The organism is Mycobacterium sp., assembly GCF_047975165.1.
In the GTDB taxonomy this organism is placed as follows: Bacteria; Actinomycetota; Actinomycetes; order Mycobacteriales; family Mycobacteriaceae; genus Mycobacterium.
The window spans coordinates 15,600-39,469 of record NZ_JBKECZ010000088.1; the positions used below are offsets into that span (position 1 = coordinate 15,600).

A 23,870-nucleotide genomic window follows, 5' to 3' on the forward strand; every position below is an offset into this window, starting at 1 on the left:
CTAACGGATGAAATAAATCACGGTAAACAGTGCGATCCACACGATGTCAACGAAGTGCCAGTAGTAGGACACGACGATGCTCGCGGTGGCCTGTGCGGGGGTGAACTTACTCATGGTGGTGCGGATCAGAAGGAAGACGAAGGCGATAAGTCCGCCGGTGACGTGCAATCCGTGGAAGCCGGTCGCCAGATAGAACACGCTGCCGTAGGCGCTCCCGGGAATGGTCGTGCCGTGCGAGATCAGGTGGTAGTACTCGTAGGCCTGGCCGATGACGAAGAACAGTCCCATCAGGAACGTGATCACATACCAGCGGCGCAGCCCGAACACGTCGCCGCGCTCGGCGGCGAACACGCCCATCTGGCAGGTGAATGACGAGGCGATGAGCACCAGCGTCACCGGAACCGCCTGGTAGAGGTTGAGTTCGGTCGGCGGTGGCGGCCAATTCCCGCCAGCCTGCGCGCGCGCTGTGAAGTAGAACGCGAACAGGCCCGCAAAGAACATGAGTTCGCTGGAGAGCCACACGATGGTGCCAACGCTGACCATGTTGGGGCGGTTCAGGGAATGAACTCGTGAGGTAATCGCGGTACCCGAAGTCCCTACAGCACTCGTCACATCCGCAAGTATGACGTGTTGTAGTTGACAATCTCTACCCGGGGCGCGAAATCAATTTTGGCGTGTTGGGCCCGGGGAACCCGGCGAGGGTGGCGATCCCGCCGTTTCGTGGGACCATCGGCGGCGTGGCTCCCTGTTCCGAGATGTCGCCCGAGGGTCCGCCGGCGCCGACGTGGCCGCAGCTTCTGGGACGGTTGACCGGGCGCCGGGACCTGGCTCCCGGCCAGGCCGGCTGGGTCATGGACCAGATCATGACCGGCGCAGCCGGGCCGGGGCAGGTCGCCGCGTTTGCGGTCGCAATGAAGATGAAGGGGCCCACCGCCGAGGAAGTCGGCGAATTGGCGAGCGTGATGCTCGACCATGCCCGCCCGCTGCCGGCCGGGGCGCCGCGCGGCGGCTCCGGCGGCTCCGGCGGCTCGGTCGACGCCGTCGACATCGTCGGTACCGGCGGCGACGGAGCCGACACCGTCAACCTGTCCACCATGGCCGCGATCGTGACGGCCGCAGCCGGCGTGCCGGTGGTCAAGCACGGCAACCGCGCGTCCTCGTCGCGGTCCGGCGGCGCGGACACGCTGGAGGCTCTCGGGGTGCGCATCGACCTGGACCCGGACCAGGTGGCCCGCAGCCTCGACGAGGTGGGAATCGCGTTCTGCTTTGCGCCGCGATTCCACCCCTCGTTCCGGCACGCCGCGGCGGTGCGCCGGGAAATCGGCATACCCACGGTGTTCAACCTGCTGGGACCGCTGGTCAATCCCGCGCGTCCCCGCGCCGGACTGATCGGCTGCGCATTCCCCGAGCTCGCCGAGGTGATGGCCGGGGTGTTCGCCGCGCGCGGATCCAGCGTGCTGGTGGTCCACGGTGACGACGGCCTGGACGAACTGACCACCACGACGACCAGCACCATCTGGCGGGTGCGCGAGGGTGCCGTGGATCGGCTGAAGTTCGACCCGGCGGAGTTCGGCTTCGCCCGCGCCCGACCGGACGAGCTGGGCGGTGGCGACGCTGCGGCCAACGCGGCCACGGTACGCGCGGTGCTGGCCGGCACCCCCGGGCCGGTGCGGGACGCCGCGGTGCTCAACGCCGCGGGGGCGCTGGTGGCGCACGCAGGACTAGCCGGCCGTGTCGAGTGGGTGCCGGCGTGGGAGGACGGTTTGCGCCGCGCCCGGGACGCCATCGACAGCGGCGCGGCCGAACAACTGCTCGCGCGTTGGGTACGGTTCGGCGAGCAACTCTGAGTCGGTCTGCTGGTAGGCCAGCTTCGCCGAGCGGGCGGTGGCCGCCCACGTCGCCCACGCTCCGGCCGAGCGCAGCGGCGATGCCCACCCCGCGTCGGACACGCCGGCGCCGGTGACCCCCACGATGCGCACCCCCGGCGCTGTCAGCCAGCGGGCGATCAACGCCGTCTCTTCGACCAGTGCCCCCGCGAGTGGACCTGGCGTCGGCAGGATGGTGTGGGCGCCGGCGCGGATGGCGTCGACGACGGGCATCGGCGGCACCCCCGCGGGCGCGGCGCCCGCCGCCGCGAGCTGGCCGTAGCGGATGACCGCGAGCTGATAGCCGCCGGCGGTGTTGAGATCGCCTGTGCCGCCGGGCTTGGCGGCGATGATCTCCGGTAGCGCGGCCAGTGACTGCAATTGCTGTCCGCGCCATATCATTTCGACGGCGGTGGCGATCTGGTCGCGGAGACGGGCGGCGCTCTCGTAGCGGCAGTTCCCGGCCAGCAGGCCGACCTGCTCGACGGCCGCGGCAACCGCGGCGTTGTCGGTGCCGTCGATCAGTGCCGCGGCCCGCCGGGGCGCTTGGGCGTATTGCGCGGCCGTCACGTTCCGGGCGCCCGGGCAGGGTGACACCTCCCGTTCGGGGCAGGCGGGACCGTGGACGGCCGACTTCCCAAGGCGTTTCGTGCACGTCCGCACCCCGGTGAATCGGGCGATCAGGGCGGCGGTTCCGGCGGCGTCGGCACGGGACCGGAACGGTCCGGCGACGGTGTCGTGGCTGCCGGTCCGCTGCGGGTTGCGGACCACCGAGAAACGGGGGAACGCCTCGTCCGTCAGCACCACCCACCACCACCGGTGCGGAAATCGCGACCGGCGGTTGTACGGCGGCGCGTGGGCCGCGAGCAGCCGTAGTTCGCGCACGCCGGCTTCGAGCCCGTGCGCGCACACGACGTGGTCGACCCGCTCGGCAAGGCCGACCATTTCCTTCATCCGGGTGCGCGGGTCCGCGCCGTTGAAGTATTGGCTGACCCGGCGCCGCAGGTCGACCGATGTCCCGATGTACAGCACCTCACCGGAGGGGCCGCGAAACAGGTAGACGCCGGGCCGGTGCGGCAGGCCCTCGGCCAGCACCCGCTTGCGGCGCTGGGCCGGGGTTACCCCGGGTAGATAGCCCTGTAGGTCGGTGAAGGTGTCAATGCCCTGGTTGCCGACTCGTTCTATCAGAGCGTGCAGGACTTCGACGGTCGCTCGGGCGTCGTCGAGCGCACGGTGGGTGGGTTGGGTCGCCACGGCGAACAGCCGGGACAAGTCGGCCAGGCGAACGCTCGGGGCTTCCTCCCGGCTGAGTACCCGGCGCGCCAACTTGACCGTGCAGAGCACCCGGGGGCGGGGCCAGCGCAGGTGACAGCGCTCGGCGGCGGCCCGCAGGAAACCGATGTCGAAGCCGGCGTTGTGAGCAACCAGTACCGAATCGCCGGCGAACTCCAGGAACATCGGCAGCACCGCATCGATTGCCGGGGCGTCGCACACCATCGCCGTGGTGATCCCGGTCAGTCGGACGATCTGCGGCGGAATGCTGCGTTGGGGGTCCACCAGGGTGGCGAATTCGCCGAGGACCCGGCCGCCGCGCACCTTGACCGCTCCGATCTCGGTGATGGCGTCGGGGGAGGTCGCTTTGTTGCCGGTTGCCCGTCCGCCGGTGGTCTCCAGGTCGACGACGACGAAGGTGGTCTCGCGCAGCGGCAGCTCTTCGCGGGCTTCACTGCCGTCCAGCCCGGCGAAGGAGTCGTCCCACCCGCCGAAGCTGAGTTGAGTCCCGCCGGTCTGGTCCATGGCGGTGACGTTAGGCGTGGGCGCCGACAGCGAGCGATTCCCACGCCGGGTTGCACTCGCCGCGCCGGGTTGCTCTCGTCGCACCGGGTTGCCGACGGAACCGGACATGTCGGTGCCCGCGGCTAGCCTGCGGGACGAGCCGGACTTGAGTGCCGGACAGGCCCGGGGACGGACCCGGACTGGTGACGCACGCGCCAGGGAAAGGCACGCGCCAGGGAGAGGATCGATTCGTATGGAGTTCAGCAGCAGCGTTGAAAAAACTGGTGACGGCCTGTCCGGCCCGTCCGGCGCAGCGGGCCTGTCCGGCCCGTCCGGCCCAGCCGGTCAGGGGGAACCGCTGGTCATCGACTGCGACAACTGTGCGGCACGCGGCCCCGGCTGCCGCGAGTGCGTGGTGACTGTGTTGCTCGGCGCGCCCGAAACGCTTTCCCGTGATGAGCAGGTCGCGCTGGAAGCCCTCGCCGAGGTCGGCTTGGCGCCGCGACTGCGCCTGGTCCCGATCCGACACGCCGGGGCACTCGCGCCGAAAGGTGTTGCCTGATAGGTCGTGTAGGGTCGACGGCGGTACGAAACCCCCGGGATCACCGAAGATCTCCGTGGCGCAGCGGAATGGCCGAATTCTGGCCAAATTCTTAGTCTTCTCGCTTGGACAAACTTCGATACCATTTCGTAATCTATTTGAGACCTAAACCAGCTCGACGTACCAGCTCGACGTATGAGCGTCGATGGCAGTTTAAGGAAGCAAATCTTGAATCTCGAAAGTCTGCGCTCGATCGCGCGCGCCACCAAGCGGTCCGCCCTCTGTTCGTTGGCGAGCCTGACGGTGCTGTCCGGTGTTTCCGCCGTTGCCCTGGCCGATCCGGCACAGGACACGCTGGCGAAACTCAACGAGTTGTCGCGGCAGGCGGAGCAGACCACCGAGGCGATGCACAGCGCGCAGCTCGACTTGAACGAGAAACTGGCGGCTCAGCAGGCCGCAGACCAGAAACTGGCCGACGACCAGGCCGCGCTGGAGGCCGCAAAGGCGCGATTGGCCACTTTCCAGACCGCGGTCAACAAGGTTGCCGCCGCCACCTACATGGGCGGCCGAACCGACAGCCTGGATGCCATGCTGACCGCCGAGTCCCCGCAGCGGCTGATCGACGGACTGTCGGTGCAGCGAGTGATGGCCCGTCAAATGTCCACCCAGATGGCCGGTTTCAAGGTCGCGGGCGTGGAGGCGGCCAAGGCCGAGGAGGTATCGGCGCAATCGGCCGCCGAGGCCAAGTCGGTAGCCGAGCAGGCCGCTGCGGTGCGAGCCGGCCTCCAACGCAAGCAGAGCCAGCTTCAGGTGCAGATTGCCGTCGTGAAGTCGCAGTACCTCGCGTTGACCGCTGAGCAGCGCACGGCACTCGCCGACCCGGGGCAGGTTCCTGACGAAGGTGCGGTTCAGACGTTGGCCGCCCCAGACCCCATGCTGCCCTGGATGCCACCGGAACCCGCCGGCATCGCCGGAGGGCCCTTCGACGGCCCCGGATTCGGCGGTGACCGCGATGCCGTCGTGCAGGCCGCACTTGCCCAGATCGGGACCCCCTACGTGTGGGGCGGCGCGGCACCCGGCGGATTCGACTGCTCCGGTTTGGTCATGTGGGCATTCCAGCAGGCGGGAATCTCGCTGCCGCACTCCAGCCAGGCGCTGGCCCATGGTGGGCAGCCGGTGTCGCTGAGCGACCTGCAACCCGGTGACGTGCTGACGTTCTATTCCGACGCTTCCCATGCCGGCATCTACATCGGGGACGGGATGATGGTCCACTCGTCCACCTTCGGTCAGCCGGTCCGGGTGGCGCCGATGGATGCTTCCGGACCGATTTACGACGCCCGCCGCTACTGACCGCCGACCGTCCCGCCGAGGCGCCGCGACGGCGCCGGCTGGCCTCGGTGCTCGCGTGCTCGTTAATAGGTGAGCTGATAGCAGGCTTAGCCCTTCGGGCTGGGCCTGCCCGCGAGGAATCGGCAGCTCTTGAGCGCCTGGCACCGACATCCCAAACCGAGACGATATCGCTGGCCGGAGACCGTCTCGTGCGATTGGTCAACGGTGGCGGGGCCGATACCGGCCATCTGCTGTCGCGGGTCGCGGCAACTTTGGACTCGGCGGTCTCGGCCGTCGACGGTTTCTGGGGAGCGCAGTGGCCACGTCAGATCACGGTGATCGCTTCCGGCTCCGATGAACAGTTCCGGACCGTCGCCGGGGGCGGTTCCGCGCAGCAGTGGTCGGACATCGCGGCAGTGACCGTGGCCGACAGCGTGGATCCGGTCAACCGGACGATGACCGGCGCTCGGATCCTGTTCGCCCCGGGTGCAGCGACCATGGACGACTCCTCGCTGCGCATAGTGTTGACGCACGAGCTGTTTCACTACGCTGCCCGGGTGGACACCGCCCTTGATGCGCCGCGCTGGCTGACCGAAGGTACCGCTGATTTCGTTGCCAGGCCCCGCGATGCGCCGTCGATGGCTGCACGTTCTTATGCGTACACGCTGCCCTCGGACAGCGAGCTGGACGCCGCGGGTGCGCAGCGTTCGCGCGCATACGACCGGGCGTGGTGGTTCGCGCGATTCGTCGCGGACTCGTACGGCCCCGCCAGGCTGCGGGAGCTCTACGTCGCGGCGTGCGGGCGCGGGCACCGGGAACTGCCCGGCGCGGTCGAAGCGGTGCTGGGTGTCGACACCGCCGTCCTGCGGGACGGCTGGGAGCGGTGGATGAAGAGAGCGGCCTGGTGAGCCGGGTTCTGTTGGTGACCAACGACTTTCCTCCCCGGCGCGGCGGTATTCAGTCCTATCTCGCAGAGTTCGTCAGCCGGCTGGTCGACGACGGATCGCATTCGCTGATGGTGTATGCGCCGAAGTGGAAGGGCGCACCGGAATTCGACGACGAAGCGCAGGCGGCGGGATACCGGGTCGTGCGGCACCCCGGCACGCTGATGCTGCCGGTCCCCTCCGTCGACACCCGGATGCGCAGCCTGATCGCCGAGCACGGCATCGATACCGTCTGGTTCGGTGCCGCGGCACCGCTGGCCCTTCTGGCGAGGCGGGCCCGGCAAGCCGGTGCGAGGCGGGTACTGGCGAGCACCCACGGCCACGAGGTGGGCTGGTCGATGCTTCCCGGGGCGCGATCGGTGCTGCGCCGGATCGGCGATGACACCGATGCGGTGACGTTCGTCAGCCGCTACACGCGATCCCGGTTCGCCCCCGCGTTCGGGCCTGGGGCGACGCTGGAGTACTTGCCGCCGGGCGTGGACAGTGGCCGGTTTCGGCCAGACCCCGCCGCCGGTGCCGAATTGCGCACGCGGTACCGGCTGGGGGAGCGGCCGACGGTGATGTGCCTGTCGCGGCTGGTGCCGCGCAAAGGGCAGGACATGCTGATCAGGGCATTGCCGTCGATTCGGCGCAGGGTCGCCGGTGCGGCGTTGGTGATTGTCGGGGGCGGGCCCCGCCTGGACAACCTGCGTACGCTGGCGCGAAATGGTGGCGTGGGTGACCATGTGACGTTTACCGGTGGAGTTTCCGGTGACGAGTTGCCGGCTCACTATGCGATGGCCGATGTGTTCGCCATGCCGTGCCGCACGCGCGGCTCGGGCATGGACGTCGAGGGCTTGGGGATCGTGTTCCTGGAGGCTTCGGCGACGGGGGTGCCGGTGATCGCCGGCAGGTCCGGCGGAGCGCCGGAAGCGGTACTCGACGGTAAGACAGGTTTGGTGGTCGATGGCACCTCGGTGGCCGAGATCGCGGACGCAGTCACCGAGCTGCTGACCGATCGCGACCGCGCGGCTGCGATGGGGGCCGCTGGGCGGGACTGGGTGAGAACAGAGTGGGGTTGGGACGCCCTGGCCGCGCGGCTGGCCGATCTTCTGCGCGGCTAGCCGGTATGGGGGGCCGGGGGCCGGGGGCCGGGGGGCCGGGGGCGGCAGTGGCGTCGACTCTGCGCTGAGGGCGTGGTCCACTCGCACTTTTGCGCCACCAGTGCAGAGTCAGCGGGGGAGGCTCGCGCCACCGGGGTGGCGCGCCTTGTCGCCGGGCGCCTTGTCGCCGAGCGGGGTCAGTCCTTCCGGTAGATCGCCTCGATCTCCGAGGCGAACTTCTGAGCCACCACTTTGCGCTTGACCTTCATCGTCGGCGTCAGCTCGCCCGTGTCCTCGGTGAAGTCGACGGGCAGGATGCGGAACTTGCGGATGGACTCGGCATGCGACACCTGAAGATTGGCGTGTTCGACGGCGGTATCGATCGCACTGAGCAGGTCCGGATCGGTGGTCAAGTCGGCAACGGTGGTGCTCTCCGGCTTGTTGTTCTGCAGCTTCCAGCCGACCAGGGATTCTGGATCGATGGTGATCAGCGCACCGATGAACGGTTGGGCGTCCCCGACGACCAGCGCCTGACTGATCAGCGGGTGCGCGCGCAACTGATCCTCCAGAACCGCGGGTGCGACGTTCTTGCCGCCGGCGGTGACGATCAGTTCCTTCTTGCGGCCGGTGATGGTGACGAAACCGTCCTCGTCGATAGCACCGAGATCCCCCGTCCGGAACCAACCGTCGGTGAACGCCTCGCGGGTGGCCTCCTCGTTGCGCCAATAGCCGCTGAACACCACCCCACCGCGTGCCAGGAGTTCCCCGTCTTCGGCGATTCGCAGGCTGTTGCCCGGCACCAGTTTGCCCACGGTCCCGATCTTGATGCCGTCAATCTGGTTCACGGTGACCGCCGCGCTGGTCTCCGTCAGGCCGTAGCCCTCGTAGATGGTCACTCCGACACCGCGGTAAAAATGGCCCAACCGGGCGCCCAGCGGTGCGCCGCCCGAGACCGCCGCTCGGCAGTCACCACCGAGGGCGGCCCGCAGCTTCTGGTAGACAAGCCGGTCGAACAGCGCATGCTTGGCGCGCAGAAGCACCCCGGGCTTGCCGCCGTCCAGCGCCCGACTCCAATCTTCGGCGGTCTGAGCAGCCGCCTTGAAGATGTTTCCCTTACCGCCGGCGGCGGCATTCTGCTCGGCGGTGTTGTAGACCTTCTCGAACACCCTCGGCACCGACACCACCACTGTCGGTTTGAATACCGCGAGCATGGGCACCAGGTTCTTGACATCGCTGGTGAATCCTGTGGTGACCTTGTTGGTGAGCGCCGCCAGCGTCAGGGCGCGGGACAGCACGTGGGCCAAGGGCAGGAAGACCAGAAATCGCTGTCCCTCGGTCAGCAGTGTCGGCAGGCATTCCTTCGTGCCGCGTATTTCGTGCAACAGGTTGGAGTGCGTCAGCTGGCAGCCCTTGGGGCGGCCCGTGGTGCCGGAGGTGTAGATCAACGTCGCCGGATCCTCGGACCTCAGCACCGCCTGCCGCGCGGTCAACTCCGCCTCAGCCACCGATTCGCCGGCCTCGGCCAGGGCCTCGAGCGCCGTCACATCCGGCCCGTCGATCGTCAGCGTCCTGCGCAGCGCCGGCAACTCCGTGTCCAGTGCGGTGATCATCGCGGCGTGCACGGGGGTTTGCGCGATCGCCACTACCGCTTCGGAGTCGCCCAGCACCCAACGCACCTGTTCGGCGGAGGAGGTCTCGTAGATGGGGACCGTGACCGCACCGATCGCCAGAATTGCGAGGTCGATAATCGCCCATTCGTAGCAGGTTGCCGAAAAGATCGATACCCGGTCGCCGGCCTGAACCCCCAGCCCGATCAAACCCAGTGCGGCGGAACGAATCTGGCCCGCCGCGTCCGCACACGCAACGTCGACCCACACGCCGTCCACCAGGCGCTGATAGATGACATAGTCGGGATCGTTGCGTTCGTGTTCGAACACCACCGCCGCGACGTTGTCGCGCTCGCCGACGTTGAAACGAGCGGGGATACTGTACTGGCGCATTTTTCGGACCTCGCTTGACCTAAGACGTTCTGCACGGGCGGGCTCTTCGTGGTCTGGCTGACAACCCCCAGCCTAGTGTGGCCGTGGGGGCCGACCGGAGACGGCTGACCGCAGGATGACCCGGGTGGCCGTGGGGCCGCGGACGGGCCTTACCGCCCACCGCGCCCACCGGGTATGTGAAGCTGGAATCGTGCACAGCATTCAGATCGCCGACCAGACCTACGTGGCTGCTGATGGTGCGCGTGTAGGGACGGCGATCGCCGATCAGGAAAAATGGCAGCTGTGGTGGCCCGATCTGCGGCTGCGGGTCACCGAGGACCGCGCCGACAAAGGCATCAGATGGACGGTGGCCGGCGCTTTGATGGGCACCATGGAAGTTTGGCTGGAGCCGTCGTTACAAGGGGTGGTGCTGCACTATTTTCTCCACGCGGAGCCCGCAGGGGTTTCGTCTGCCGAGCTCGCCAAGCTCAACCTGGCGAAAATGACACACCGCCGTCGGGTTGCGGGCAAGAAGATGGCGTTCGAGGTGAAAACGGCTCTGGAGGCCTCGCGGCCGGTTGGCGTTGCGCCGACGATTTGACCTGGTCAACGAAGGCCTCAAGACTGGCGTGCGGGAGTACCGCTTCTGCCGGGCCGTGGAGGCGGCGGGGCGGGTATTCCGGCAACCGATCGGGGCCTCCCCGCGCAGTACGGAAAGGGACAGCTACCAGTGGCCGATAAGACCGAGCAGACGATCTACATCGATGCCGACCCGGCCGAGGTGATGAAGGCGATCGCCGACCTCGAGTCTTACCCGGAGTGGATCAACGAATACAAGCAGGTCGACGTCCTTGACACCGACGACGCCGGCTATCCGAAGAAGGCGCGAATGCTGATGGACGCGACCATCTTCAAAGACACCCTGATCATGAACTACGACTGGCCGACGGACCGTCAGTCGGTGAGCTGGGTCCTGGAATCCAGCTCGCTCCTTAGGTCCCTTGAGGGCTCCTACATCCTCACGCCCAAGGATGCCGGCACAGACGTCACCTACCAGCTCGCCGTCGATCTTGCCATCCCGATGATCGGGATGCTCAAACGCAAGGCGGAGCGCAGGTTGATCGACGGCGCCCTGAAGGATCTCAAGAAGCGAGTCGAGGGCTGACGGGTCCGCACGGCCCCGCCCCCGGCCCGGCCCCCATCAGTCTTTTCGTCGGCAAAGGCGGGGTAGGGAAGTCCACCCTGGCATCGGCCACCGCGATTCGTGACGCCGGGGCGGGTTCGCGGGTGTTGCTGGTATCCACCGACCAGGCCCATTCGCTGGGCGACGTGTTGGGTATGCCGGTTCCGCCTACCGGTGCGGGCGAAGCCGTCAGAGTGCTGACGGATCTGGAAACCGCCGGCGGCGAGGGCGGCGGCGGGCTCCTCGACGCCATGGCGCTGGACACGCTGGCGCTGCTGGAGAGCCGGTGGCGCGAGGCGGTCGAGGCGGTAGACGCGCAGTTCCCCGACTCCGAACTGAGCGACATTGCACCCGAAGAACTTTCCGCACTGCCGGGGATTCAGGAAGTGCTCGGTTTGCACACCGTTGGTGAACTGGCCGCGTCCCGAAGATGGGACCGGGTGGTGGTCGACTGCGCTTCGACGGCCGACGCCCTTCGGATGTTGACACTCCCGGCAACCTTCGGGTTGTACGTCGAACGGGCATGGCCCCGGCACCGCAGGCTCAGCATCGCAAGCGAGGACAGCCCGTCGGGCGCCCTGGTGGATCTGCTGGAACGCATCAACGTCAGCATCGACCGGCTGGCGTCGCTGCTGGCCGACGGCGACCGGGTCCGGGCGCATCTGGTGCTCACCCCCGAGCGGGTGGTCGTCGCGGAGGCGACACGAACTCTGGGGGCATTGGCCTTGGCGGGTGTGCGCATCGAGGAGTTGCTGGTCAACCAGGTGCTCCTCCGCGACGAGGAATACGAATATCACGCGTTGCCCGACCATCCGGCGTTCTGCTGGTACGCCGAACGCATCGCGGAGCAGCAGGCGGTACTTGAAGAGCTCGACGGCGCCATCGGCGACGTTGCACTGGTTCTGGTCGGACATCAGGCGAGTGAGCCGGTAGGCGCCAAGGCGCTCGGTGGCCTGCTCAGTGGCGCCCAGCTGCGCGGCGGAGCCGACCCGCCCGGCCCACTGCGCCCCGTTGTCGACCGGGAGTCGGGTTCCGGGCTGGACGCGGTGTACCGCATGCGGCTCGCGGTGCCCCAACTCGATCCCGGCTCGCTGACGTTGGGACGATCCGGCGATGACCTGATCATCGGCGGCGGCGGTGTGCGCCGACGGGTTCGGTTGGCCTCGGTACTGCGGAGGTGTACGGTGCTGGACGCACAGTTGGGGGATAATGAGCTGACAGTTCGTTTCCGTCCAGATCCGGAGGTATGGCCCAAATGAGTGGGGTGCATCCCGACCTCGGCGCAGAATTGCGCCAGCTTGCGCAGGTGATCCTGGACGGTTTGGATCCCAGCCTGCGCGCCGCCGCCGCCGTGGCATCGGGCGCAGGTGCCGGCAAGTGCCAGCAGGTCTGGTGTCCGGTGTGTGCGTTGGCCGCCGTGGTCAACGGTGAGCAGCACCCGCTGGTGAATGTCATCGCCGATCACAGCGTCGCACTGATGGAATTGATCCGCGCCATGGTCGACGACACCGGCACCGCGGCTACCCAGCCACCGCGCGACGAACCGGCCGAGGCGGGTTCGGACGCCGACGCTGCCGGTGGAAACGCCGGTGAAGACAGCGGCGCCGGTGCCAACGGCAGTCTTCGCGCAACCGTGGGAGCCCGCTATCAGGCCATTCCGGTCAAGCTGCAGGCGTAAGGCATCAAAGGCCCTTCGCGGGCGAGGTGGTTGGAAGCCCGACTGGGTGGGTACAGTAAGCGCTGACACCGGTGGGCGACGGGCGAGAGGGAGGGCCATGTGGTACTACCTATTCAAGTACATCTTCATGGGTCCGCTGTTCACCCTGCTTGGCCGTCCGAAAGTCGAAGGATTGCAACACATCCCGAGGTCCGGTCCGGTCATCCTGGCCAGCAATCACCTCTCGGTCGCCGATAGTTTCTACCTGCCGCTGGTCGTGCGCCGGCGGATCTGGTTCCTGGCCAAGGCCGAATACTTCACCGGCACCGGGATCAAGGGCTGGATCAACCGCTGGTTCTACACCGTGTCGGGTCAAGTGCCGATCGACCGCACCAATGCCGACTCTGCGCAGGGAGCCCTCGATGTCGCGGAGCGGCTGCTGGGTGAGGGGCGGCTGCTGGGCATGTACCCGGAGGGCACCCGTTCGCCCGACGGCCGGCTCTACAAGGGTAAGACAGGTCTGGCCCGGCTGGCCCTGCAGACCGGGGTGCCGGTGATTCCGGTCGCGATGATCGGCACCAGCACCGTCAATCCGCCCGGGAAGAGGATGCTCCGGTTCGGCCGGGTCGGCGTACGATTCGGCAAGCCCATGGACTTCTCCCGCTTCGACGGGCTGGCCGGAAACCACTTCATCGAGCGCGCCGTCATCGACGAGGTGATGTATGAGCTGATGGGCTTGTCCGGGCAGGAGTACGTCGACATCTACGCCGCGAGCCTCAAGAACCCCGGCCCCGGCGCCGCCGCTGTCCCCGGCGGCTCAGGCTCGGGCGAGCCGGCGCCGGCTGCGGCTGACGCCACCCGCATCCCCGAGACTCGGGCCGGCTAGCTCAGGCGACCGGGACCGGTGTGCGTTCGGGTTCCGTCGAATCCGGGGCAGGCGGCCGCGAGTCGTTCGCGAGCGTAACGTGGCTGCGATTTTGCGCTCGGGATTTCGCCGTGGCGTTACGCTCGCGAGCAAGCTCGCTGTCCCCGGCTAGCTCAGGCGACCGGGACCGGTGTGCGTTCGGATTCCGTCGAATCCGCCGGCGCGACTCGGGCGGCGATGGTCGCACCGGCTGTCACGATGAATGCCAAGCCCCACCACACGTAGGACATGCCCAGCAGCTGGCGCCACCAGGATGCCGCCGTCTCATGGTGTTTGGGGAGCAGGCCGATGGGCGTCCACTTCATCAAAACGAGGCCGGCGACGGCGACGAGGCCCAGTGGCCGGTTGCGGCGTCGCCAGGCCAGCACCCCCGCGATCAGCACCGCGGGCAGCATCCAGACCCAGTGGTGTGACCAGGAAACGGGTGACACCACCAGGCCGAACAGGGCGACGCAGATTACCGCCACCTCCGGCTCGCCGGCGCTCAACGCCCGGCGCATCGCCCAGATGGTCACCGCCAGCACCAACAGGCAGGCCGCCACCCACAGCGGGAAGCGGTCGTGATCCTCCAGGCCCAGCCGGGCCAGTGCGCCCGCGATATTCTGGTCGGTGTTCAACGCCGCCTCGCCGATGCGGTCGGTGTGCCGCAGCGTGTGCGTCCAATACTCCCAGGAGTCGCGCCAGGCCAGGGCGAACCCGGCCAGCGTCGCACCGGCGAAGGTCCCCAGCGCGATCAAGGTGGCCCTGGTGTCCCGGCGCAGCAGGAAGTACAGCCCGAACACCGCCGGGGTGAGTTTGAGCGCGATGGCCAGGCCCAGCAGCATGCCGCGGGGCCAGGGGGTGCGACGGGGGAAGCAATCGGCGATCACCATGGCCATCAGGACGGCGTTGATCTGGCCGAAGGCGAAATTGGAGTTGATGGGTTCGGCCCACAGTGCGGCGGGGGCGACGATGACCGTGGCCAGCCACAACCGGCGCTGCCAGGCCGGGCCGGGCAGCAGCCTGGAGTTCTCCCACACGTCCAGCCGGGCCAGCACCAGCGTCACTGTCACCAGCAACGCCACCAGAGTCAGCGCGGTGATCGCGATACTGGCCGCCGGCATGCCCAGCCAGGCGAATGGGCTGAACACCACCGCTGCCAGCGGAGGATAGGTGAACGGCAGGTCCACGATCGGTGTGTGGAACACCACATCGCCGGTGTACAGCGGATGCCCGTCCAGCCAGGCCTTGCCGCCCATCTGATAGACGTCGATGTCGATGCGGTACGGAATATGGCCGAACAATTTCCAGCACACATAGCCCAGCCCGGAGCCCGCGACGAGCCAGAGCAGGCACCACAGGGAAGCCCGCCCGAGTCGACTGCCCACCTCGGGCGACTGCCGGTTACTCATGTCGCAGCCAGCCTAGTCGTTTTTGCCGGTGTGCATCGCCGGCGCACTATGCTGCGCCGGTGCGGTACTTCTACGACACCGAGTTCATCGAGGACGGCCGCACCATCGAGTTGATCTCGATCGGGATGGTCGCCGAGGACGGCCGCGAGTACTACGCGGTGTCCACCGAATTCGATCCCGAACGGGCGGGCCCCTGGGTGCGTTCCCACGTGCTGCCCAAACTTCCGCCGCCCGCATCGCAGCTGTGGCGCCCACGCAGCCGGATACGTGCCGACCTCGAAGAATTCCTGGGTGTCGACACGTCCGACGGCATCGAACTGTGGGCCTGGGTGGCGGCCTACGACCACGTCGCTCTCTGCCAATTGTGGGGTCCGATGCCGGCTCTGCCGAAGGCGATACCTCGATTCACCAGGGAATTGCGGCAGCTGTGGGAAGACCGCGGCGCTCCCCGGTTGCCACCACGATCGCCGGACGCCCACGATGCCCTCGTCGATGCGCGGGATCAGCTGCACCGCTTCCGGGTGATCACCGCCGAGCAGCGTTCGCCCTGATCAGGGCGGGCGCGCAGCCGCAGTTACCATGGACCGATGAACTGGACCGTCGACATTCCGATCGACCAGCTGCCGCCGTTGCCGCCGCTGCCCGCCGATCTGCGTGTCCAGCTGGACGAGGCATTGGCCCGGCCGGCCGGCCAGCAGCCCAGCTGGGATCCCCAACAGGCGGCGGCAATGCGCACGGTGCTCGAAAGCGTGCCGCCGGTGACCGTGGCTTCCGAGATCGTGCGGCTGCAGGACCAGCTGGCCCAGGTCGCCCGCGGCGAGGCATTCCTGCTCCAGGGCGGCGACTGCGCCGAGACGTTCACCGACAACACCGAACCCCATATCCGGGGCAACATCCGCACCCTGCTGCAGATGGCCGTCGTACTGACCTACGGCGCCAGTCTGCCGGTGGTCAAGGTGGCGCGCATCGCAGGTCAATACGCCAAACCGCGGTCGGCCGACATCGATGCGCTGGGGCTGAAGTCCTACCGCGGGGACATGGTCAACGGCTTCGCCCCCGACGCCGCGGTGCGCGAACACGACCCGTCGCGGCTGGTGCGCGCCTACGCCAACGCCAGCGCCGCGATGAACCTGGTGCGCGCGCTGACCTCGTCGGGCTTCTCCTCGCTGCATCTGGCGCACGACTGGAACCGCGAGTTCGTCCGGACCTCGCGGGCCGGCGCCCGCTACGAGGCCTTGGCCGGCGAGATCGATCGTGCGCTGCGCTTCATGACCGCCTGCGGTGTGGAGGACCGCAACCTCCAGGCCGCCGACATCTACGCCAGCCACGAGGCGCTGGTGCTCGACTACGAGCGCGCCATGTTGCGTCTGTCGCAGGTCGAGGACGGCGAGCCGCAGCTGTTCGATCTGTCGGCCCATACCGTCTGGATCGGGGAGCGGACCCGCCAGCTCGACGGTGCGCACATCGCGTTCGCCGAGGTGATCGCCAACCCGATCGGCGTCAAGATCGGCCCGACGATGACCCCGGAGCTGGCGGTGGAGTACGTCGAACGTCTCGACCCGCACAACAAGCCGGGACGGCTGACCCTGGTGAGCAGGCTGGGCAACAGCAAGGTGCGCGACCTGCTGCCGCCGATCGTCGAAAAGGTCCAGGCGGCCGGGCACCAGGTGATCTGGCAGTGCGACCCGATGCACGGCAACACCCACGAGTCGTCGACGGGCTACAAGACCCGGCACTTCGACCGGATCGTCGACGAGGTCCAGGGCTTCTTCGAGGTACACCGCGCCCTGGGCACCCACCCGGGGGGAATCCACGTCGAGATCACCGGCGAGAACGTCACCGAATGCCTCGGCGGGGCACAGGACATCTCCGACTCCGACCTGGCCGGCCGCTACGAGACGGCCTGCGACCCGAGGCTCAACACCCAGCAGTCGCTGGAATTGGCCTTTCTGGTCGCGGAGATGCTGCGGGATTAGCGTCCGCTCGGCGTGAGCGGAGGGTGTCGGTTCAGCAGGACTTAGACTGGTACTTGTGGGCAGCATCCCGGTCGGCGACGACGTTCTGGACCCCGACGAGCCGACGTACGACCTGTCCCGGGTCGCGGAATTGCTCGGCATACCTGTGAGCAAGGTGCACCAGCAACTGCGAGACGGCCACCTGGTTGCGGTGCGCCGGGCCGGTGGCGTGGTGGTTCCGCAGGTCTTCTTCGCCGAGTCCGGGCAGGTGGTCAAACCCCTGCCCGGCTTGCTGACGATCCTGCACGACGGCGGCTACCGAGAAACCGAGATCGTGCGGTGGCTTTTCACCCCGGATCCCTCGCTGACCCTCACCCGCGACGGGTCGCGCGAGGCAGTGAGCAACGCGCGCCCGGTCGACGCGCTGCACGCACATCAAGCCCGGGAGATCGTGCGGCGCGCCCAGGCTATGGCGTATTAGCAGGCGTATTCAGTAGGCGTATCAGCACCCCGCGCCGGCCGGCTCCCGCGGCTGCTCCTCCGGCTCCGGTTCGCGGGACAGCCCACGCCAGGCCCAGACCGCGAAAGCCGTCGCCAGCCCGACGTGCAGCCAGGAGTACATGCCGTGGGAACCGTCCGGCTTGAAGATCACCATGACCCACGTGGAGAGTCCGGCGATGACGGCCATCGCGCTGCGTGATTGCGCCAGCGGGGAGACGATGGTCAGCGGCCACGAGTAGTACCAGGGCAGTGCGGCGGGTACGAACAGCACCACGACCAGCATTGCGCAGGCGATTCCGGCCAGCGCGTCCCGGTCGTCGCGGCGGAACCGCCACCAGAGGGCCGGCAGCGACAACGCGATGACGGCGACCCCGATGAGCCGTGTGGTCTGCAGCAGGGTGTAGAAGTCCAGCGTGAACCACCCGTTGAAGAAGGCGTGGATCAGGTTGGCGGCCGCCGTCGGCACGGTGAGCCAGTTGATGATCTTCACCGAACCCGCCAGCGCGGTGAGCCAGCCCAGGCCCACGCCGGCCACCCACGACAGCACCGCGAACCCCACGACGCAGATCATCAGCGAGGACACCGCAGCGGCCACGAAGGCCGGAAGCGGCCGCCAGCCCCGGTCTGCCCGCAGTTGGCGCATCCATACCCAGCACAGGAATGGCAATGCGAGCCCGGCGGTGGCTTTGACCGCGATCCCGACGGTGAGTGTCGAGATGCCCGCGACGGGGTGCCGTTGCAGGGTCAGCGCGATGCCCGCCGTCATCAACCCCACCATCAGCATCTCGTTGTGCACCCCGCCCATCAGATGGATGAGTACCAGCGGGTTGAGAACACAGATCCACAGTGCCTTGGCGCCATCGGCGCCGACATGGCGTGCCACCCGGGGAGCGGCCCAGATCAGCAGGGCAAGACCGGGCAGCATGCACAATCGCAGCAGTATCGTGCCGGCAACCACGTTGTTGCCGACCACCGTGGTCACCAGCTTGGCCACCAGGATGAATGCCGGACCGTAGGGCGCGGTGGTGATCGTCCAGATCGGGCTCACGTCGTCCAGCAGCGAATTCGGATTGCCGACCGGACCGACCGCGTAGGGATCCAACCCGTCGCGCAGCAGCGCCCCTTGGGCCAGGTACGAGTAGGTGTCCCTGCTGAACACCGGCGCCGAGAGCAGCAGCGGCGCCAGCCAGTAGGCGGTGGTGGCTCGCATGGTGAACTCACTTGCCCCGTCGCGCAGCAGTATCCGGCCCAGGCGCAGCCAGGCGATCAGCATCAGGATCACGCCGGTCCACAGCACGATCGATGCCAGCACCAACCCGTGGCCGAAACGCAGCCAGGACAGGTGCATCGATTCCAGCGGCGGGTCGTGCTGGCGGGTGCTGCCCCCGCCCACAGCGCCCATCGTGATCAGTACGGCGGCCAGGAATCCCAGGTGAGCCGGACCGGCCTCGGGAGAGGTCCAGAACCGGACCAATCGTGAAACATGGTCCCGCGCCCTGTCTTTCAGAACATAGTTGGTGTCTGCCGTGTCAGCGACGGAGATCGGATCGGGGATGTTCATCGGCTCAGGCGGACCGGTCGGTGGCGATCCGGGCCAGCTCGGCCAGGCCGGTCTTGGCGCTGCGGCTGATGGGTGCGCAGTCCAGCGTGGCCAGCGCCCGCAGGGTCAGCTCCGCGATCCGGGCTTCGGCAGCGGCCCGTGCGCCCACCCCCTCGATGATCTCTCGCAGCCGCAGGACTTGGCCTTCGCTCAGATCGGTGCCGACAGATTGGCGCAACCGTGCTGCGGCCGCGGGGTCGGAGTCCTCGGCGAGCCGGGTTGCCTCGGCCAGTAGCACGGTGCGCTTTCCCGAGCGCAGGTCGTCGCCGGAGGGCTTGCCGGTGACCGCGGGGTCACCGAAGACTCCGAGTATGTCGTCGCGCAACTGGAACGCCACCCCGAGATCGGTCCCGAACTTTTCGAAGGCCGCGATGACGTCGGGTCTGTCGGCGGCCGCGGCCGCGCCGAACTGCAGTGGCCGGGTCACGGTGTAGCACGCGGTCTTGTAGTTGGCGACGGTCATCGCCCGGGTGACCGATTCGTCCCCGCTGACCTCGGCCAGGACGTCGAGGTACTGGCCCCCCAGCACCTCTGTGCGGATGTCGGACCACACCCGCTGCACCCGGTCGCGCGCCGAGGCGCCCAGCCGGGCCCGTGCGACGATGTCGTTGGCCCAGGCATGGGCGATATCGCCGAGCAGGATTGCCGCCGACACGCCGAACGGGTCGGCCGCTCCGCGCCAGTTGTGCTGCCGGTGAACGGCTGCGAAATGCTGGTGGGCGGTCGGTCTTCCGCGGCGGGTGGCCGAAGCATCGATGACATCGTCATGTATCAGCGCGAAGGCATGCAGCAGCTCCAGCGCGGAAAACAGCAGCAGCGCTTCGGGTTCGGGTGGTTGCTCGGCCACCGCGTCCCAACCCCAGTAGGCGAAGACCGGCCGCAGTCGCTTGCCCCCGCGCAGGGTGAAATTTTCCAGCCAGGTCGTCAGCGCGCCGTAGTCACTTCCGAGATAGCCGGATTCGCTGCGGCGGACCTGCAGGTACTGTCGCAGCTGGTCGGTGACCGCTTCGGCCACCCCTGCCACTCCCGGCACGCCGGCTGCCCCGGCCGCCCCCGCCGCCCCGGCAGATACCGGCGCAGCCGATGCTGGCTCTGCATTCAGGCTCAGCGCGGCACCCCTTTCTGCGCGGCATCCCTTGGCCCGACAGTGTATGCCGCGTGGGAGCTCGCCCCTATGCTGTGGTGGGGGTCTGGGCGCGGTGCGGGTGGCCGCCGCCGCAACTGGGAGCCGGCTGAAAGAGAAGGGGCAGTGTGACGCTCAACACCATCGCGCTCGAACTGGTGCCACCCAACGTCGAGGACGCTGCCGAGCGGGTGTTGCAAGAGGCGCACAAAGTGACGCGGTATTCGGCCGAGTCCGGCATCGCAGGGCGGATCCGCCACGTGATGATCCCGGGCATGATCGCCGAGGAGGACGATCGTCCGGTGCCGATGAAGGCCAAGCTGGACGTGCTGGAATTCTGGCAGGCCATCAAACCTGAGCTGCCCGGTGTCGGCGGCCTGTGCACCCAGGTCACCGCGTTCATGGACGAACGGGCTCTGAGCGCGCGGCTTACCGAGCTGACCGGGGCGGGGATGCAGGGAGTGGTCTTCGTCGGGGTGCCGCGCACCATGAACGACGGGCAGGGCTCCGGGGTGGCGCCCACCGACGCGCTGTCCCGCTATCGCGATACCGTCCCCAACCGCGGGGTGATCCTCATTCCCACCAGGGACGGCGAGCATGCCCGGTTCGATTTCAAGTGCAGGCAGGGCGCGACCTACGGCATGACCCAGTTGCTCTACTCCGACTCGATCGTGGGATTCCTGTCGGACTTCGCAAAGAACACCGACCACCGGCCCGAAATCCTGCTGTCGTTCGGCTTTGTGCCCAAGATCGAAAGCAAGGTCGGTCTGATCAACTGGCTGGTTCAGGACCCCGGCAACGAGGTGGTCGCCGCCGAGCAGGAGTTCATCAGGACGCTGGCCGCGAGCGAACCCGCGCACAAGCGGCGGCTCCTGGTCGACCTGTACAAACGAGTGATCGACGGAGTCGCCGAACTGGGCTTCCCGTTGAGCATCCACCTGGAGGCGACCTACGGTGTTTCCGGGGCGGCCTTCGAAACCTTTGCCGAGATGATCGACTACTGGGCACCCACTCCGTAGGGTTGGGCCGGCTGGCCGCCGCAGGGTTGGGCCGGCCCGCCGGCTATGCGTCCTAACCGCTGATTCGAGGGGAGCGGTCCCGGCTGTTCCAGGCCAACGCGGCCACCACCCCGGCGGCCGCAATCGCGAGGATGGCCATCCAGATGCTCGCCCCGGTGAAGGCCCGGGTATTGGGGTCGGCATAGTGGGACTGCGCGGTCATGGTGCTCACCACGCCGGGTCGGAGCTTCCACTGCACGACCTCGGGCTCGATACGGTCGCCGTTGCTGGACGTGACTTCTCCCGGGAACGACACAGTCAACTCGACGTCGGCATCGGGATCGGTTACCGACGTCAGATCCACGCGACCTTCCAGTATCACCAGGCTGCCGTTGCGGCGCAGGGAAAGATCGGTGCCGACCGCGTCGGGGTTCAGGTTCGCCAGCTGCGGGAGTTCGGAGAAGGTCAGGTCGGAAAAGACCGCTTGCGAGCCGACATAGCCGTTGCTGTCGTAGTTCGAGATGGCGATCTTCTCACTGAACGGCAGGTTCGTGTCCAGATGCGGACCCGGGTCTTTGTCGCTGCTGGGTTTCGAGGCGGCGACGATTTCACCGGACACCAGGTCATCGGGGGATATCGTGAGCGACACCCGGGCCCGCAGGCAGCCGGTGGCGAGCGGAACCAGCATCAGCAGCAGGACCGCGACCAGTAGGCGGCGCCCGGCTGGACCGCCGCGGATGCCGGAGCGCTGGGTCGCCGGTGGGGAAGGGTTGGCACGCACCAGGTCATCGTGCCAGATGCGGTGCGCAGATGCGTCGTGCCATCCCCATTGCCGGGCCGGGCGCAGCCGGGTCACAACGGCAGCGCCCGGCCCAGAATGGCGAATGGCCTGGGGTCGCCGGTGAAGTGGAGGCCGCGGATGACGTCGGTGAAGCCGAGTCGCCGGTACAACCGCCAGGCCCGGTTGGTTTCGGCGCCGGTCTCCGGCGTGGACAGCAGGACGGTGGCCTCGGCGCGTTGTGCGAGGAGCCGGCGGGCCAATGCCTCACCGACGCCGCGGCCCTGGGTCCGCGGGTGAATGTGCAGCTCGGTGAGTTCGAAGTAGCCGGCCATCAGCCGTTCGGCTGCCGGCGACGGAAAACCGCGTTGATGCAGGCCGGAAACAACCTGTTGGCGCCACCACTGGCCGGGTGCGCCGGGGTAGCCGTAGGCGATGCCGACGAGCGGAGCGCCGGCCAGCTCGGCCGCCGGCGGGGTCTGCCCGGTGGGGCCGGTGGTTGCGGGGTGGGTGGGTTCGGCTTGGGCGGATCCGACATCGACGGCGGCGACGGCCTGCCAACCCGGGCGCCGGGCATGTTCCAGCCACATGCCGGCCCGCTGGTTTTCGGTGCCCCGCGGGTAGCGCATTGCGTCGACGTACACGCTCAGTGCGTCGTCGAGGCGGCGCTCCATCTCGCTCGGCGGGAAATCGACGAGGAATATCGCCAACGTGCGTTGTCCTCTCATCGATTGACCGGCCGGGGCTGGTCTGTGCGCGTGCGGTCGTTCCAGTATCCGGTTCCCTGTGCGGGGGCGGGCCGGTGCCCGGTATGACCTATCGCACCCAGTGTCGCAGTGCTGCCGCAGGCCTTTTGGTCGCTGGGGCCGGTGCCGCGATAGAATCGCCGACAAAGCAGTGGTACAGCGGGAAGTCACCTCGTATCATCGGAGTTGGCTGCCCGACGGCGGGTACGCACGTGTTATCGCTTGCGATGTGACAGTGTTTCGGCAAGGAGGGACGAATGCCACTCTCCGATCATGAGCAGCGGATGCTCGACCAGATCGAGAGCGCGCTCTACGCCGAGGACCCCAAGTTCGCGTCCAGTGTCCGCAGCGGCGGCATGCGGACGCAGAGCGCGCGCCGGCGCCTGCAGGGCGCGGCGCTTTTCGTCGGCGGCCTGGGGTTGCTGGTATGCGGGGTGGCCTTGAAGGGCGCGTGGATCGCCGGTTTCCCGGTCCTCAGCGTCGTCGGCTTTATCGTGATGTTCGCCGGGGTGGTGTTTGCGGTCACCGGTCAGCGACTGCCCGGCGGTTCCGGCAGCGGGGGCTCAGCGCCGGAGATGCCGCGCCAGCGTCGTTCCAGGGGCAGTGGGGGATCGTTCACCAGCCGGATGGAGGATCGGTTCCGTCGGCGCTTCGATGAGTAGTTCCGACGGGTAACCGAGCGCGCAACGAAATCGCGGGGCAGCCGGTAGCCGGTAGCCGGTAGCCGGTAGCTGACCTGTGCTGCCCCGTTCTCTTGTTGGGGTCTCCCCGATTGCGCGGAAAATGCGCGTTGAGGCCGTCTCGTGGCGTAGTTGTTGCGAAGTTGTGCCCGATTTCCCCCACATGGCCCCACCGGGTTGTCAGGCCCTGCATAAATCACTATGAGCAGGTATTTTCTGTCTTTCGCGATGCGCTGGTTCAATGCCATCTGTCACTCTGATCCCACGGAGAGCCGGTGGGAGACACTCCGACACTCGCTGCAGGGGTTGAGTTGGGGGAAAGTGGGGGATCGTGGGGTATGGTGGCCGAAGTGTTCGGGTGAGCTGAAAGTTGGAGGTGCCGCGGTGTTTCTCGGCACGTACACACCCAAGCTCGACGACAAGGGGCGACTCACGTTGCCCGCCAGATTTCGGGACGCATTGGCAGGGGGGTTGATGGTCACCAAGAGCCAGGATCACAGCCTCGCCGTCTACCCGCGGTCGGAGTTCGAACAGCTGGCGACGAGGGCGAGCAAGGCACCCCGAAGCAATCCGGAAGCTCGGGCGTTCCTGCGTAACCTCGCCGCCGGCACCGACGAGCAGCACCCCGACGCGCAGGGCCGGATCACGTTGTCCGCCGACCACCGCCGCTACGCGGGCCTGTCCAAGGACTGCGTGGTGATCGGAGCGGTCGACTACCTCGAGATCTGGGACGCGCAAGCCTGGCACGACTACCAGCAGCTCCACGAAGAGAACTTCTCCGCGGCCACCGATGAAGCACTCGGCGACATTTTCTGAG

General features: G+C 67.8%; 23 protein-coding genes and 1 pseudogene. 16 read left to right on the forward strand and 8 right to left on the reverse strand.

The window, feature by feature from the left end:
* Positions 1–612, reverse strand: a complete 612-nt coding sequence (locus ACK5M9_RS09255; RefSeq protein WP_416892872.1) for a cytochrome c oxidase subunit 3 — start codon at positions 610–612, stop codon at positions 1–3.
* A 143-nt stretch (positions 613–755) separates the two neighbouring features.
* Between ACK5M9_RS09255 and trpD the strand changes: the two genes are divergently transcribed.
* Positions 756–1,847, forward strand: a complete 1,092-nt coding sequence (trpD, locus tag ACK5M9_RS09260) for an anthranilate phosphoribosyltransferase (protein WP_416892894.1) — start codon at positions 756–758, stop codon at positions 1,845–1,847.
* Here trpD and ACK5M9_RS09265 read toward each other — a convergent pair.
* Positions 1,785–3,770: pseudogene (locus tag ACK5M9_RS09265) on the reverse strand (DEDD exonuclease domain-containing protein); the annotation flags it as partial. The gene trpD and the pseudogene ACK5M9_RS09265 sit on opposite strands and share 63 nt — an antisense overlap.
* Positions 3,771–3,933: 163 nt before the next feature.
* Here ACK5M9_RS09265 and ACK5M9_RS09270 point away from each other — a divergent pair.
* The 4 genes from ACK5M9_RS09270 (at position 3,934) to pimB (ending at position 7,558) form a co-directional block, all read left to right on the forward strand.
* Entirely contained in the window at positions 3,934–4,203 is a 270-nt protein-coding gene (locus tag ACK5M9_RS09270) for a hypothetical protein (RefSeq protein WP_416892895.1), read from the forward strand.
* A 174-nt stretch (positions 4,204–4,377) separates the two neighbouring features.
* Positions 4,378–5,532 carry a peptidoglycan hydrolase RipC gene (ripC, locus tag ACK5M9_RS09275; RefSeq protein ID WP_416892873.1) on the forward strand — a complete coding sequence of 385 codons (1,155 nt, stop codon included), beginning with the start codon at positions 4,378–4,380 and terminating at the stop codon, positions 5,530–5,532.
* Between the two features lie 47 nt (positions 5,533–5,579).
* Complete coding sequence (locus tag ACK5M9_RS09280) at positions 5,580–6,419, forward strand: hypothetical protein (RefSeq protein WP_416892874.1); 840 nt, start codon at positions 5,580–5,582, stop codon at positions 6,417–6,419.
* The gene (pimB, locus tag ACK5M9_RS09285; RefSeq protein WP_416892896.1) at positions 6,416–7,558 is read left to right on the forward strand and encodes a GDP-mannose-dependent alpha-(1-6)-phosphatidylinositol monomannoside mannosyltransferase; all 1,143 of its coding nucleotides are present in this window, start codon (positions 6,416–6,418) and stop codon (positions 7,556–7,558) included. Before ACK5M9_RS09280 ends, pimB begins: the two co-directional genes overlap by 4 nt.
* Positions 7,559–7,734: 176 nt before the next feature.
* On the opposite strand, the gene ACK5M9_RS09290 is transcribed toward pimB, so the two are convergent.
* Positions 7,735–9,537 (reverse strand): AMP-dependent synthetase/ligase, encoded by a 1,803-nt coding sequence (locus ACK5M9_RS09290; protein WP_416892875.1) that lies wholly within the window; start codon positions 9,535–9,537, stop codon positions 7,735–7,737.
* 190 nt (positions 9,538–9,727) lie between these two features.
* Between ACK5M9_RS09290 and ACK5M9_RS09295 the strand changes: the two genes are divergently transcribed.
* The 5 genes from ACK5M9_RS09295 to ACK5M9_RS09315 all read left to right on the forward strand — a co-directional run bounded on the left by ACK5M9_RS09295 (position 9,728) and on the right by ACK5M9_RS09315 (position 13,242).
* Positions 9,728–10,117, forward strand: coding sequence for a polyketide cyclase / dehydrase and lipid transport (locus tag ACK5M9_RS09295; protein WP_416892876.1), 390 nt, complete (start codon positions 9,728–9,730; stop codon positions 10,115–10,117).
* A 129-nt stretch (positions 10,118–10,246) separates the two neighbouring features.
* Positions 10,247–10,681, forward strand: coding sequence for an SRPBCC family protein (locus ACK5M9_RS09300; protein ID WP_416892877.1), 435 nt, complete (start codon positions 10,247–10,249; stop codon positions 10,679–10,681).
* The gene (locus ACK5M9_RS09305; protein WP_416892897.1) at positions 10,678–11,958 is read left to right on the forward strand and encodes an ArsA family ATPase; all 1,281 of its coding nucleotides are present in this window, start codon (positions 10,678–10,680) and stop codon (positions 11,956–11,958) included. The genes ACK5M9_RS09300 and ACK5M9_RS09305 overlap by 4 nt, the downstream gene beginning before the upstream one ends.
* Positions 11,955–12,377: a hypothetical protein gene (locus ACK5M9_RS09310; protein ID WP_416892898.1), complete on the forward strand. Its 423-nt coding sequence runs from the start codon at positions 11,955–11,957 to the stop codon at positions 12,375–12,377. The genes ACK5M9_RS09305 and ACK5M9_RS09310 overlap by 4 nt, the downstream gene beginning before the upstream one ends.
* A 97-nt stretch (positions 12,378–12,474) precedes the next feature.
* On the forward strand, positions 12,475–13,242 hold the full coding sequence (locus ACK5M9_RS09315; protein ID WP_416892878.1) for a lysophospholipid acyltransferase family protein: 768 nt from the start codon (positions 12,475–12,477) through the stop codon (positions 13,240–13,242).
* Between the two features lie 152 nt (positions 13,243–13,394).
* Here the strand turns inward: ACK5M9_RS09315 and ACK5M9_RS09320 are convergent, their stop codons facing one another.
* Positions 13,395–14,672: a glycosyltransferase 87 family protein gene (locus ACK5M9_RS09320; protein ID WP_416892879.1), complete on the reverse strand. Its 1,278-nt coding sequence runs from the start codon at positions 14,670–14,672 to the stop codon at positions 13,395–13,397.
* A gap of 59 nt (positions 14,673–14,731) precedes the next feature.
* On the opposite strand from ACK5M9_RS09320, the gene ACK5M9_RS09325 reads away from it, so the two are divergent.
* Genes ACK5M9_RS09325 through ACK5M9_RS09335 form a run of 3 tightly spaced genes read left to right on the forward strand, consistent with a single transcriptional unit; the run spans position 14,732 to position 17,108 of the window.
* Positions 14,732–15,223, forward strand: a complete 492-nt coding sequence (locus ACK5M9_RS09325; RefSeq protein ID WP_416892880.1) for a polyadenylate-specific 3'-exoribonuclease AS — start codon at positions 14,732–14,734, stop codon at positions 15,221–15,223.
* Positions 15,224–15,259: 36 nt separating this feature from the next.
* Positions 15,260–16,648, forward strand: a complete 1,389-nt coding sequence (locus ACK5M9_RS09330) for a class II 3-deoxy-7-phosphoheptulonate synthase (protein WP_416892881.1) — start codon at positions 15,260–15,262, stop codon at positions 16,646–16,648.
* Positions 16,649–16,703: 55 nt separating this feature from the next.
* On the forward strand, positions 16,704–17,108 hold the full coding sequence (locus tag ACK5M9_RS09335; RefSeq protein WP_416892882.1) for an Rv2175c family DNA-binding protein: 405 nt from the start codon (positions 16,704–16,706) through the stop codon (positions 17,106–17,108).
* A gap of 21 nt (positions 17,109–17,129) precedes the next feature.
* Here ACK5M9_RS09335 and ACK5M9_RS09340 read toward each other — a convergent pair whose 3' ends face one another.
* Positions 17,130–18,689: an alpha-(1->6)-mannopyranosyltransferase A gene (locus ACK5M9_RS09340; RefSeq protein ID WP_416892883.1), complete on the reverse strand. Its 1,560-nt coding sequence runs from the start codon at positions 18,687–18,689 to the stop codon at positions 17,130–17,132.
* A 4-nt stretch (positions 18,690–18,693) separates the two neighbouring features.
* Positions 18,694–19,743, reverse strand: a complete 1,050-nt coding sequence (locus ACK5M9_RS09345; RefSeq protein ID WP_416892899.1) for a polyprenyl synthetase family protein — start codon at positions 19,741–19,743, stop codon at positions 18,694–18,696.
* A gap of 236 nt (positions 19,744–19,979) precedes the next feature.
* Between ACK5M9_RS09345 and ACK5M9_RS09350 the strand changes: the two genes are divergently transcribed.
* Positions 19,980–20,870 (forward strand): mycobacterial-type methylenetetrahydrofolate reductase, encoded by an 891-nt coding sequence (locus ACK5M9_RS09350; RefSeq protein ID WP_416892884.1) that lies wholly within the window; start codon positions 19,980–19,982, stop codon positions 20,868–20,870.
* Between the two features lie 52 nt (positions 20,871–20,922).
* Here ACK5M9_RS09350 and ACK5M9_RS09355 read toward each other — a convergent pair whose 3' ends face one another.
* Together ACK5M9_RS09355 and ACK5M9_RS09360 are read right to left on the reverse strand one after the other, a co-directional pair.
* Positions 20,923–21,537, reverse strand: coding sequence for an LppM family (lipo)protein (locus tag ACK5M9_RS09355; RefSeq protein WP_416892900.1), 615 nt, complete (start codon positions 21,535–21,537; stop codon positions 20,923–20,925).
* 164 nt (positions 21,538–21,701) lie between these two features.
* On the reverse strand, positions 21,702–22,337 hold the full coding sequence (locus tag ACK5M9_RS09360; protein ID WP_416892901.1) for a GNAT family N-acetyltransferase: 636 nt from the start codon (positions 22,335–22,337) through the stop codon (positions 21,702–21,704).
* Between the two features lie 293 nt (positions 22,338–22,630).
* On the opposite strand from ACK5M9_RS09360, the gene ACK5M9_RS09365 reads away from it, so the two are divergent.
* Together ACK5M9_RS09365 and mraZ are read left to right on the forward strand one after the other, a co-directional pair.
* Complete coding sequence (locus ACK5M9_RS09365) at positions 22,631–23,035, forward strand: DUF3040 domain-containing protein (protein WP_416892885.1); 405 nt, start codon at positions 22,631–22,633, stop codon at positions 23,033–23,035.
* Between the two features lie 402 nt (positions 23,036–23,437).
* Positions 23,438–23,869, forward strand: coding sequence for a division/cell wall cluster transcriptional repressor MraZ (gene mraZ, locus ACK5M9_RS09370; protein ID WP_416892886.1), 432 nt, complete (start codon positions 23,438–23,440; stop codon positions 23,867–23,869).
* The last annotated feature ends 1 nt before the right edge of the window (position 23,870 follow it).